The 12,056-nt window shown below is 37.3% G+C and carries 10 protein-coding genes; 3 read left to right on the forward strand and 7 right to left on the reverse strand.

Going from position 1 to position 12,056, the window contains the following annotated elements:
• Positions 1-29: 29 nt before the first annotated feature.
• From A3223_RS04310 to mqnE, 5 genes are read right to left on the reverse strand one after another with little or no spacing between them, the layout of a single operon-like run.
• Positions 30-731, reverse strand: a complete 702-nt coding sequence (locus A3223_RS04310; protein ID WP_084109290.1) for a pilus assembly FimT family protein — start codon at positions 729-731, stop codon at positions 30-32.
• Complete coding sequence (locus A3223_RS04315) at positions 732-1,949, reverse strand: glycosyltransferase family 39 protein (protein WP_084109291.1); 1,218 nt, start codon at positions 1,947-1,949, stop codon at positions 732-734.
• Positions 1,950-1,958: 9 nt separating this feature from the next.
• Positions 1,959-2,399: a phosphoribosyltransferase gene (locus A3223_RS04320; RefSeq protein ID WP_084109292.1), complete on the reverse strand. Its 441-nt coding sequence runs from the start codon at positions 2,397-2,399 to the stop codon at positions 1,959-1,961.
• A gap of 12 nt (positions 2,400-2,411) precedes the next feature.
• On the reverse strand, positions 2,412-3,704 hold the full coding sequence (locus A3223_RS04325) for an NCS2 family permease (RefSeq protein WP_072594681.1): 1,293 nt from the start codon (positions 3,702-3,704) through the stop codon (positions 2,412-2,414).
• A gap of 11 nt (positions 3,705-3,715) precedes the next feature.
• On the reverse strand, positions 3,716-4,780 hold the full coding sequence (mqnE, locus tag A3223_RS04330) for an aminofutalosine synthase MqnE (RefSeq protein WP_141081795.1): 1,065 nt from the start codon (positions 4,778-4,780) through the stop codon (positions 3,716-3,718).
• 110 nt (positions 4,781-4,890) lie between these two features.
• Here mqnE and A3223_RS04335 point away from each other — a divergent pair, with 110 nt between their 5' ends.
• Both A3223_RS04335 and glmS read left to right on the forward strand, forming a co-directional pair.
• Positions 4,891-7,386, forward strand: coding sequence for an HD domain-containing protein (locus tag A3223_RS04335; protein WP_084109294.1), 2,496 nt, complete (start codon positions 4,891-4,893; stop codon positions 7,384-7,386).
• Positions 7,387-7,389: 3 nt separating this feature from the next.
• The gene (glmS, locus tag A3223_RS04340; RefSeq protein WP_084109295.1) at positions 7,390-9,201 is read left to right on the forward strand and encodes a glutamine--fructose-6-phosphate transaminase (isomerizing); all 1,812 of its coding nucleotides are present in this window, start codon (positions 7,390-7,392) and stop codon (positions 9,199-9,201) included.
• A gap of 373 nt (positions 9,202-9,574) precedes the next feature.
• On the opposite strand, the gene A3223_RS04345 is transcribed toward glmS, so the two are convergent.
• Both A3223_RS04345 and A3223_RS04350 read right to left on the reverse strand, forming a co-directional pair.
• Positions 9,575-10,069 (reverse strand): hypothetical protein, encoded by a 495-nt coding sequence (locus tag A3223_RS04345; protein ID WP_084109296.1) that lies wholly within the window; start codon positions 10,067-10,069, stop codon positions 9,575-9,577.
• 11 nt (positions 10,070-10,080) lie between these two features.
• Positions 10,081-11,280 (reverse strand): 2,3,4,5-tetrahydropyridine-2,6-carboxylate N-succinyltransferase, encoded by a 1,200-nt coding sequence (locus A3223_RS04350; RefSeq protein ID WP_084109297.1) that lies wholly within the window; start codon positions 11,278-11,280, stop codon positions 10,081-10,083.
• 164 nt (positions 11,281-11,444) lie between these two features.
• Between A3223_RS04350 and A3223_RS04355 the strand changes: the two genes are divergently transcribed.
• Positions 11,445-12,047 carry a YagU family protein gene (locus A3223_RS04355; RefSeq protein ID WP_084109298.1) on the forward strand — a complete coding sequence of 201 codons (603 nt, stop codon included), beginning with the start codon at positions 11,445-11,447 and terminating at the stop codon, positions 12,045-12,047.
• Positions 12,048-12,056: the final 9 nt, after the last annotated feature.

The following is a 12,056-nucleotide window of genomic DNA, read 5'->3' on the forward strand; positions in this document are numbered from 1 at the left end:
TATGTATTTTTATTATGGATTTATAGGGCTTAGTTTATATATGCGTATCCACTTCTTTTTTCTATATTTATAGAGGCTACATTATTATTTTTATCTGTTAAAACTATCTTACAATCACCTTTTAATAGTCTTGAATAAGGTCTTTTTGCTCCTTTATTGTTAGTAACACTTACCACTTTCATGGGCCTACCTAATTCGTCAAAATCAATGGTTTGCGTCTTACCTTTTCCACAACTACCAATAAATTTAACTGATTTTATGCCATATTTTTTCTCGATATTTAAATCTATATTAATTTTATTACAATAGGATTGAGGAATACCTCTCCAGCCCGCACTTAAGAATTTGTTTGATTTTTGTGTATCGATGGCAACCTCTTCTTTGGAATTTAAATTACCACTAAATTTATTACCACTACCTCTTTTATCATAAAAAATACTATATTTCCAAGATTTAACCCCAGGCTCATCTACAGAGCACTCTTGCAAACTAGTATCATTAATAGCTATCCCCCATCTCATTTTAAACCAAAATTTTTCATTTTCAGAATGTACAAATTTATCATCTTGCATGGCAAGGTGTTGGGCGTACCTTATATGCGTTAGCATCTGTGTAGCTGCCTCTCTGGCTCCGTTTATTTCTAGCCTTGGTATGATCATTGCTGCAAGTATGCCAACGGCAATGATTACAAAGATAAGCTCTATAACAGTAAAACCCTTGTTTTTATGCATCTACCTACCTCTTACATCAAAATTTGCGATTACTTTTCCCATTTTTTCTATGCAAAATTTTGATTTTCCATCTAGATCGGCGCTTACTAATAAATTTTTAGACTCATCTCTTACATCTATACCATAAAATTTAAGTCTTAATGCAAGCTTTTTATTGTCAGTGTATAAATCCTTAATTTCCGCTTCTTTTAATTTAGCTGCAAGCTCTTTTACAACATCAAATTTATATACAAAATGCTTTGTTGGGTTATCTAAAAATAGGTAAAAAATTTGATTAAATACGATCATCGACCAGTTTAAGGCTAAAAAAAGCATCACTAAGGTCGTGCAAATTTTATAGCCTTTTCTAAATTTTGGCAATCTTACGCGATACGAATTAAAAAAAATTCTTACCATAAGTGGCGTTGCGATCACGCAAAATGGTAAAAACTGCTCAAGTTCCAGCCTTTGGCGCACTGAGACTATCATACAAAAGCAAAATGAGCAAATGGCGATAAACCACAAAAGATCCTTCTTTTCCTTAACCCAAATTCTATAAATCGTATAGACAAAAAAGATGAAAATAAACGGCGAAAAAACAGCGGCAAAGATACCAAAAGTATCGATAAAGTGCCCACTTGGCCTACCATTTGTATCAAAACCAAAAAAGTAAAGCGTGAGTAAAAATAAAATAGCACTTAGCCAAGCAAGCGTAGGCCTTCTTTTGTAAAGTGCAAATATAAAAAATCCTACGTAAAATATCAAAAAATCGCCATCTATAAAAAAAGAAAGACAAAAAAATGCTACAAATAAAATTTTATTTTTAACATGAAAAAAGTATATACATAGGAGCGCCAGCATAACGCAAAGCCCAGCATTATTGACAATAAGAGCTGAAGCTAGCGTGCCAGGAAGCAAGATAAAAAGCAATACCGCAATAAGTCTGTCAAACTCTAATTTAATGTAAAATTTGCTTATCTTATACATTAAAACGACACTTATTACATGAAAAGCGATCATCAGAGATCTTAGAGCAATATCTGTTTGACCAAAAATTTGAACGCTTAAGTTTAAAACATGGCTAAGAAAATTTTGTTTGTTAAAAAAAATTTCAGCTTCACTATAACTTATACTAAGAGAATTTGCCGTATAAAGTAAAAATATACAATCAATCAAACATATCAAAAATACGCTAAAGGCGACGTGATGTCCAACAAATTCTCTAAATTTATCTAGCAAAAATTTTCCTTAAATATGTATATCCCAAAAAAACTCAATCCAATCGTGAGCCTCTTTTACCTTAAATTCTGGCAAAAGCAGAGCCTTCTCTTTATAAAAGACGGTCGCTATTTTTATATCTAAATTTGGATAACGCTTAAGCAGTTCCCTTTTTATCTCGACCATGCTCTCGCCACTATCGATGATGTCATCGACGAGCAAAATTTTAGTGTATTTGCTAAGATCTGGTATGTTAAAGATATTAATCGTATCAAGCTTGTTTGTATCTTCATAATGGATAGAATTTAAGGTAAATAAATTTCTATTATTAAGCGCAACAGCTAGCGAGTGGCCAAGCGTTAGACCACCTCTTGCCACAGCTAGTATCACCTCTGGATCAAACTCATCTTTTATCTGTTTTGCCATCTTTTTAGTATCAACAGCAAATTCATCGTAGCTATAAAATATCATCTTTCATCCTTATCAGTGCACTAAAAATACGATAAAACTAATGAGCGCTAGCACGACTACACCTAAATTTATATCGCTAAATTCTCTCTTTATGAGCTTAACTATGACGTATGACATAAAGCCAAATGCAAGGCCGTTTGTGATTGAGTAAGTAAGTGGTATGAGCACAACTATGAAAAATGTCGCAACCGCAATGGCTGGGTCTTTAAAATTTATACTAGCAAGCTCAGCAAACATAAGCACGCCAACCATCACAAGGATCGGATAAATGGCATTGCCAGGGATTGCTTTAAAAAGTGGCAACATAAAGAGCGTAAGTATAAACAAAAGTCCGCAAAATACAGCTGTTAGACCAGTCCTACCGCCCTCTTCTACGCCGCTAGCACTCTCTACAAACGATGTAGTCGTACTTACGCCTACAAGTGAGCCAGCTGCCGTAGCAATAGCGTCAGCTTCAAGAGTTTTTTCAAGTTTTACGACGCCATCTTTTTTGTTTTCATCAAAAATTCCAGCCCTCGTACCTACACCAGCTAGTGTGCCTATCGAGTCAAAAAGATCAGTCACAAAAAAGGTGATAACAACTGGCAGCAAGGCTAGACTAAGCGCGCCTTTTATATCAAGCTCTAAAAATATCGGAGAGATAGAGGCTGGAGTTGAGAAAATTTCTGTTGGATGAGGAGCGATGCCAAGCACCCAAGCTATCACTGAAGTAGCAAGCACAGCTAGGATAAACGCGCCCTTTATCTTCCACGCCCAAAAGCAAATAACTAAAAATAATCCCAAAACGCCAAGAAGTACGTTTGGATCTTTGAAATTTCCTATACCAACCAAAACTGCGTCGCTATTTACGATAAAGCCCATTTGCTGAAACGCGACAAAGCTGATAAAGGTACCTATGCCAGCGCTTATCGCTCTTCGTAGGTCAAGCGGGATGGATCTAATTATCCACATCCTAAAATTTGTAAAAGATAAGACGACAAATATCACGCCACTTAAGAAAACAACACCAAGAGCCGTTTGCCAAGGCACTTTCATACCTATGCAAAGGCCAAATGTAAAATAAGCATTAAGCCCCATACCAACGCTCATCGCAACTGGCGTGTTCGCCCAAAGACCATTTAATATCGTAGAAAATATGGTAATTAGCGCAGTTGCAGTGATTAGTGCCTCATAAGGCATGCCAGTTTTGCTCATAATGATCGCATTTACCGGCACGATATACATCATCGCCAAAAACGTCGTAAGTCCCGCTCCAAATTCCTGCTTCACACTCGTTTTGTTTTGTGCTAAGTCAAAAAATTTCACCCCAAGCTCCTTTAGTAAATTTTAAGTTCGTTATATAAGCTATCACGCTCAACCGGCGTAAAACCAGATGTTTTTATGAGATCGCAAAATGTCTTTAGCGTAACGCCGTTCGCGCTATTTGCGCCAGCTGCACTTTGGATGCTCTCTTTTTCTATCGTGCCATCAAGATCATCAGCGCCAAATTCCTGAGCGATCATCGCCAAATTTAGCGTCGAAGTAGCCCAGTAAGCTTTGATATGTGGGACATTATCAAGCACAAGACGTGAGATAGCCAGAGTCTTTAAAATTTCAGCTGATCCTAAAAATTTAACATCTTTTAGGTAGTTATTTTCTCTTTGATAAACTAGCGGTATAAATGCGTTAAAACCGCCAGTTTCGTCTTGCAAGTCCCTAATCCTTAACATGTGATCGATCCTGTTATCGCGGCTTTCTATGTGACCAAAAAGCATTGTTGCGTTGCTTTGTTTGCCGTGATCATGCCACATTTTATGGATTTTGAGCCAGTTTTCGCTACTTACTTTGCCTTTGCAAATTTTAGCCCTGACCTCTTCATCAAAAATTTCAGCCCCGCCGCCTGGCATGCTATCGACGCCGTATTCGAGCATCTTTTCTATCACCTCATCGTAGCTTAAGCCATAATGCCTTGATAAAAAGTCGATCTCAGCTGCCGTCATCGCCTTTACGTGAAGCTCTGGATGAGCTGCCTTTATCTTTTTAAAAATTTCTAAGTACCACTGCCAGCCACTTTTTGCGTTGTGAGCTGATACGATGTGTATCTCTTTTACGCCGTGACTTACGCTATCATCAACGATCTTTAAAATTTCTTCGTGGCTCATTAAGTATGGATTTGGATTTTTTCTGTGAGCCGAAAATGCACAAAATTTACAGATATCAGCACAGATATTTGTTGGGTTTATGTGGCGATTTACATTAAAAAAGACCTTGTTGCCGTGCAGTTTTCTGCGCTTTTTGTCGGCAAATTTAGCCAAGGTAAAAAGATCAAGCTCATAAAGTGAAAAAGCCTCTTGCTTGCTTAATCTCTCACCACTTTCTAGTTTTTGTAATAGATTCATTATCTTTATCGTCCTAAAGCTGAACTTAAGGCTTTATTATAGGCAAATAAAGCTTTGTTTTTGCAAAAATTATGTAACATTTGCCAAGATATTTTTAACAATGGAAACACTAAATGCTGGCCGATAAAAGTACCAAAAATAGCGATAATTATTCAAAGATCAAAGAGAAATTTCTTGATTTTAAGGCAAATTTACCAAAACATTTTCAAAAAAATCAGGGTAGAAATTTTGCAAATTTTTTAGCCAAAGAATATGATGATTTTATAAAATCTTATTTAAATGAAACTATGCGAGAATTTTTTGATGATTTTGTGCCGCAAAATGACAGCTTTGCCTTTAGTGTTTTAGCTACTGGAAAATACGCCCAAACCTTACTTAGCGCAAATAGTGAGCTTGAAATTTTACTAGTTTATAAAAATTTAAAAGGCTATAACATAAAGAATTTCTTAAAAGAATTTAGCGAAATTTTAAGTAGCTCTGGAATAAATTTTTATATAAAAAGCGTTGAGTTAGATGAAATTTTTACAAATTACAAAGACGATCTCAAATTTAAAAGCGAAACATCGCAAGTCCGATATATCTGTGGTTCAAAAAGTCTATACCGCCTAGTAAAAAGTGAGATCATAAAATTAAAAGAATTTGATAAAAAAGCCTTTTTAAACTACCATTTAAAGGCATTTTTGCCGTTTTCTAGCATCAGCTACCTAGCCCAAGAGCCAAATTTAAAAAGTGGCTTTGGCGGGATCGATGAAATTTACCGCTTAAACTGCATACTAAACTGCCTAGATAGCGATATTTCAGTTAGATCACAAGCCCTAAAAGTGATGAACGAAAAAGAGATCGCTAGCTTTAACCTAAATGTGGACTTTTTACTAAGCCTACTAACCACCTTAAATTTAACGCAAAATTCTGATACTTTTAGCGCTTCAAGCGTTGAGATCACGACAAATTTCATGCAGACAAAGTCTAAAAAGCTTCAAGATAACGAAAGCGTCATCAGCCAAAAGATGCTAAGTTCAATGAATAATATCGCCATTTATTCAAGGTTTATCGTCGCTTCTCTTTGCAGGCCATTTTTTAAAAGTGAGCTAAATTTTGATCAGAGAAAATTTGCAAGGCTAAAAAATGGCTTTTACGAGATAAATGGCGTTATTTACGTACCGCTTCATAAAAAGCCAGCTCTCATTGAAAATCTAATAACCAAGCTTTTGGAGCTAAAAGATGTGGATTATAAATTTGATATAAGCGCGATCTTTTACATCAAGCGAGCCATTATCACAAAAAGTGGCTTAGAGCGCGCTATCAGCGAGTTTAAGAAGATATTTTTAAGAAAAAATTCCTACGCAATTTTAAAGTCATTGCTTGATGCGCAAATGATACAAATTTTAATAAAACCAATGGAGCACATCAGTCAGCTAGCTCAGTACGATGGCTATCACGAATTTACGGTCGATGAGCATAGTATTTTAAGTGTAAAATTTCTTGAAAATATAAAAGATAAATTTATAAAAAATCTCTATACCGAGCTTTGCTTGGAGGGCAAGACGATGCTAAAGATCGTGACTTTAATGCACGACGTTGGCAAGGGGCTTGGCAAAGATCACGCAAATATCGGCGCTAATATCTTTAGAGCCTACGCAAACAAGCTAAATTTAAGCCAAAAGGCCGTAAATATCGGCGTCATCTTGATAAAATACCACACGCTAATGAGTAATGTCTCAAACAGAGAGGACATTTATTCCCAACGCGTTATATTTGCCTTCATCTCAAAGCTTGGCGACAAGCAGGTTTTAAAACTGCTTTACATCCTTAGCTACTGCGTGATAAATGCGACAAACGAGAGGCTCTATAACGCCTATACTGCAAAGCTTTTAAGAGAACTTTATGAAATTTCTCTTAGTGCATTTAACGATGAAAATTTACTAGATGAAGCGACAAGACGCGTAAAAAAAGAGCAGTCTGTAAAACGAAATAGCGAGTTTTTGGCGCTTGAACTAAGCTTGCAAGAGAAAATTTTTAAAATCACATCAAATCTTGTCTTTATAAAATATAGTGCGAGTGAGATCATAAATTTAAGCAAGGTCGCAGATAGCTTAGATGCGACAGAAATTTTTATAAATAACTCTAAAAATTTAAGCATTCAGATCTATACAAAAAAGAGTCTAAATTTAAGTGCCCTGCTCTATGAATTTGCTAAATTTGACCTTGCATACATGGAAATTTTTGAGCTATTTGAGAAAAAATTTTATATCAGGCTTGATTTTAACCAAAATGTTAAAAAAGAGGAGCTTGAAAATACTAAAAATTTAGCTCTAAAATCCCTAAATAGTGAGGTTTTAAAAGAGCCTTTGAAACCAAACATTAACAAAGATGAGATAAACTTCGAGCTAAATCACTCAAAAGATTACGCCAAACTTAGCATCAACGCAAAAGATCAGCGCGGACTAATGGCTTATGTGATGAGTGTTTTTGATAGGCTTCATTTTCAAGTCACGAGTGCTAGAATCCAAACGGTCAAAAATAGAACAAGAAATCTCTTTTTGATCGAGAAAAACGAGCGACTTGAGAGTAAAGGCGAAGAGATATTAAATTTATTAATAAGTGAGTAAAAAATGTGTGGAATCGTAGGATACATCGGAGATAAAGAGAAAAAAGAGGTCATTTTAAGCGGCCTAAAAGAGCTTGAGTATCGTGGATATGACAGCGCTGGCATGGCTGTGATGAGTGATGGCAAGATTGATTTTTTTAAGGCGGTCGGCAAGCTTGAAAATTTAGCCCTAAAGACAAAGGACTTCACATCAACTGGCTTTGGTGTGGCGATAGGCCACACACGCTGGGCGACGCACGGCAAACCAACCGAGATAAACGCTCACCCACACCTTGGCGAGCACTCATTTGTCGTTCACAATGGCATAATCGAAAACTACAAAGAGCTTAAAGATGAGCTTGAAGCAAAGGGCGTAAAATTTGTCAGCCAAACCGATACTGAGGTGATCGTGCACCTTTTTGAAGAAATTTTAAAAGAGAAAAAAGACCCATTTAAAGCTTATGAGGCAACTATCGCAAAGCTAAGAGGTGCATACGCGACGCTACTTATCACCAAAACTGCACCTGATAAGATATTTTTTGCAAAAGATGCCGCTCCTATGGCGATAGGAAAGAGCAATGAAAAAGAGCTATATTTTGCCTCATCAGATGCCCCACTTATCGGTAACGCAACTGAAGTTGCATATCTTGATGACAATAATTACGGCTACGTGAGCTTGGACGAGATCGCAGTCTTTAAACACGGCAAAAAGGCGAGCATAACATTTAACGCCTTGCCAAAAGATAAAAGTTATGCCCAAAAAGAGGGATATACATTTTTCATGGAGAAAGAAATTTACGAGCAAGGTGCGGTCGTATCTGAAACCATCATGGGCAGAGTCAAAAACCACAAAGTCACCCTTGAAAATTTAGACGATGAATATCTAAAAAGTATCGATGATGTCGTACTTTGTGCGTGCGGTACGAGCTACCATGCAGCGCTTGTTGCAAGCTACCTTTTTGAAAGGCTTGCTAAAGTTAGAACAAAGGTCGAAGTAGCAAGCGAATTTAGATATAGAAAGCCTTATCTAAACAAAAACTCACTCTTCATCGTCATCTCACAAAGTGGCGAGACAGCCGACACTCTTGAAGCACTTAGGATAGCTAAAGAGGCTGGGCTTAGAACGCTTGCGATTTGCAACGTCGATAACTCATCTATCGTTAGACTAGCTGACAATACGCTTCTAACTCGTGCTGGCATCGAAAAAGGTGTGGCAAGCACAAAGGCCTTTGCAACGCAGATCATCGTACTTTGGATGCTTGTGCTTCAAATGGCGGCAGCTAAAAATTCTATCAGCAAAAAAGAGCTTGATCACGAGATCAAAACGCTTCTTCACATCCCACAAATTTTAAATATCAATAACTCTCTTCAAGAGAAGCTTCACCGCCTAAGCAAGCATTATTTGCACGGTCATGGCTTCTTCTTTATCGGTAGAGATATCTTCTATCCGCTAGCATTAGAAGGCGCGTTAAAGCTTAAAGAAATCTCTTATCTTCATGCCGAGGGCTATCCATCAGGCGAGATGAAGCACGGACCTATCGCACTTGCGGACGAGAAGCTATTTACGATCGCTTTAATGCCTCAAAATTTGTTATACGAAAAGACAAAGAGCAATGTCGAAGAGCTTGCCGCAAGAGATGCTTACATACTAGCGATAAGCCCACTTGAGTTTGAACTAAGCGATGACTACGTAAAAACAAGCGTTCAAGATCACTATATGAGCGAATTTTTCGAGATGATGCTAGTGCTTCAGCTACTTGCACTTGAAATTTCCGTTAGACTTGGCAACAACGTCGATATGCCAAGGAATCTTGCAAAAAGCGTAACTGTCGAATAATTTAACTGGCCAGCAAACACTGGCTAGTTAAATTTTATTTGATATTTTGCATTAGATTTTATAAAATTCTGTTCTTGCAAGATCGCAGCCCGTCTAAAATTTATCTAGCCTTAGTTTAAAAATTTTATACTTTACTATGACAATAAAAAATGGTGGCATAGATATCATTTTTGATGTGACTAAAAAACTTAATGAGTTAAGTAAAAAGAATAAGGATATCGCACTGGAGTATTTTTAGATGATGTGCGATATTAAAAATCAAAAAGTAGATGTTGTCGATCTTGTTGGTATCTTCTCTTCTAAGGATAAAGGAGATATTTAACAAAAAGCCTTTATCTAGCCAACTGAACAAAAAATTTAAAGCTCAAAACTCTTAAAATTTATCTTTACCTAGTATCGTTGCCAGCTGTTCTTTTATTCTATCATCGAATTCACTAACACTTATGACACCTCTACTTTCACACATCTTGGCATCATTAACATCGCAGTAGTCACTAAGTGCGTTTTTGTATCCGCCTCTTATACAAGCCTCTCTGTCTTCTAAAAATCCAGCCCCACCAAGGATAAGCACGCCAAGATCAAAACCTATCTTAAATTTCGCACTCGCTGAGCTTTTAACCCAGCTTAAAAATATCTCATCGTATCTTAATCCAAGTGCTCCAACGCCATCTGGCACGACTAAGATATCCACACCATAAAGGCTTTCAGCATAAATTTCTGGATGAAGCCTGACGCCAAATTCATCGATTATCTCAGGCTTTAGTGCGTAAGTCTTGATATTAAAATTCTCAAATTTATGTAAAAAATCATAAATTTTGGCAAAGCTTAGTAGATTTAGCTTGTCAAACATCAAAATGCCAACTTTCATGCTAGCTCCTTTTAATGAAGTGCCTCATTTAGCTTGATCGCCCTTTTGCTCGCACTTGCAGTGATCTGGCCTGTTTGGCTATTTTGTCTAAAATGAAGTCCATTTAGCCCGCCAAGCTCAAGTGCCTTATAAATTTCAGCTTCAAATTTAAACTCTGGATTTAGCTTAGCTAACTTTTCGCGCTCGCTGGCAGAGATATAGACCTTTGTGCCCTCAAGCACTGCTATACCAGCATCTACGATGCAGTTATCACCAAGAGGCACGCCTGTGACTGAGTTTGCACCAAGCAAGCAGTGTTTGCCAATGCTTACAGGGTTCCCGTTTGTGCCACTTAGCACGCCAAGTATGCTAGCTCCGCCACCTACGTCGCTACCCTCGCCAACTACGACAGAGCTGCTGACTCTGCCTTCAACCATTACGCCACCAGTTGTACCTGCGTTAAAGTTGATGTAAGCAGCACCAGGCATAACGACTGTGCCAGGATACACGGCAGCGCCCATGCGAACCTTAGCTGAGTCTAAAATTCTCGTGTTATCAGCTGGGATGATATGGCTTAAAAATCTTGGGAATTTATCGACGCTAACGATCGCTGGATATTCGCCAAATATCTTTAGAGAAATTTCATTTTCTCTTAGCCATTCAAGCTCGATTGGTGTATTTTGGCTAGTCCATGCAACATTTGGTAACACACCAAAAGCTCCATCAAGCACGATCGTCCTAGGTGCGACCTTGCCAAGTGAGATCAAGTAAAGCTTGAGATAAACAGCCTCCACGCTAAGTGGTTTTGCATCATCAAACAAAAACACAAGCTTAAATTTATTCTCATTTAGTTCAAGATCGTCATCAAATGCCATTTTTACAGCATGCAAATTTTGTACATTTTTATGAGAGCTTATCTCTTTTTCAAAGACGCTAAAGAGCTTGCTAGCTTTTTTTACCACTTTTGGCGTAAGATCGGCTACAAATTCAGAGCCGTTAAAATCAACCTTAACATCACATTTTTGCAAGGCATAGATATAAGCAGCTGCGCTTAAAAAGCTCTCTTTGTAATTTACAACAGCGAATGTCGCTTGCAAAATTTTGTCTGTATTTTTTTGTCCGCGATCGATCCTAGCGATACCAAAAGCAAGCGGATCTTTGTAACCATCTTTTTTTCTAAATTCTTCAAAAAATTCCTTAAATTCATTTGCATCTTTAAACTCTTTAGACATCTATTCTCCTTTAAATTTTTTTCTTAGTCTAGCCAAAAATGGCTAAAAATTTTATGATTTTAAGTCCATTAAAATTTTTAAATATTTTTATATTTTTAATAATGATTAATCTTATCATAAAGTAAATTGCAATAAGATTTTGCAAATTTAAAGAAGGAGTTTAAATGTCAAATTTAGTAACAAAACCTAGATTTGCTCTGGCTGCGCTAATCGGCCTTATCGCTGGCGTTGTCTCAGCTTTTGTCAAATGGGGAGCGGAATTTCCACTTCCTCCAAGAAGTCCGATGGATATGTTTAACGCTGCTTGCGGACCAGAGAGTGCCATTAGAGCAGCCGATGCGATCGATTGCTCTAGAAATTTCTTAAATCCGCCTTATGTATTTTTAAGGGATTATTTGGGCGTAGCCGATCCAAATGCCGCTATTTACGAGTTTGCAGGGCATGCATTTAACTACGTAATGATGACACATATATTGTTTTCGATCGTTTTTGCGGTGGCTTATTGTGTTTTGGCTGAGAAATTTCCAAAGATTACAATATGGCAAGGCTTACTAGTTGGCGTTATCGTAAATATCGCTGTTCACGTGATCACACTACCTATTTTGGGGCTTACTCCACCACTTTGGACACTTCCTTGGTACGAGCATGTATCTGAATTTGTCGGCCACATGATATGGTTTTGGTCGATAGAGATCATCCGTCACGACCTAAGAGCTAGGATCACAAAAGAAAAAGATCCAAGTGATTATTGCTGCTGCAACGCATAAATGCAAATT

This window comes from Campylobacter concisus, assembly GCF_002092855.1.
Lineage (GTDB): Bacteria > Campylobacterota > Campylobacteria > Campylobacterales > Campylobacteraceae > Campylobacter_A > Campylobacter_A concisus_AI.

Coding starts and splice junctions, on each gene's coding strand:
- A3223_RS04345 (WP_084109296.1), bottom strand. CDS start 10,069: ATGAAAGTTGGCATTTTGATGTTTGACAAGCTAAATCTACTAAGCTTT.
- A3223_RS04355 (WP_084109298.1), top strand. CDS start 11,445: ATGTCAAATTTAGTAACAAAACCTAGATTTGCTCTGGCTGCGCTAATC.
- A3223_RS04335 (WP_084109294.1), top strand. CDS start 4,891: ATGCTGGCCGATAAAAGTACCAAAAATAGCGATAATTATTCAAAGATC.
- glmS (WP_084109295.1), top strand. CDS start 7,390: ATGTGTGGAATCGTAGGATACATCGGAGATAAAGAGAAAAAAGAGGTC.
- A3223_RS04350 (WP_084109297.1), bottom strand. CDS start 11,280: ATGTCTAAAGAGTTTAAAGATGCAAATGAATTTAAGGAATTTTTTGAA.
- A3223_RS04310 (WP_084109290.1), bottom strand. CDS start 731: ATGCATAAAAACAAGGGTTTTACTGTTATAGAGCTTATCTTTGTAATC.
- A3223_RS04320 (WP_084109292.1), bottom strand. CDS start 2,399: ATGATATTTTATAGCTACGATGAATTTGCTGTTGATACTAAAAAGATG.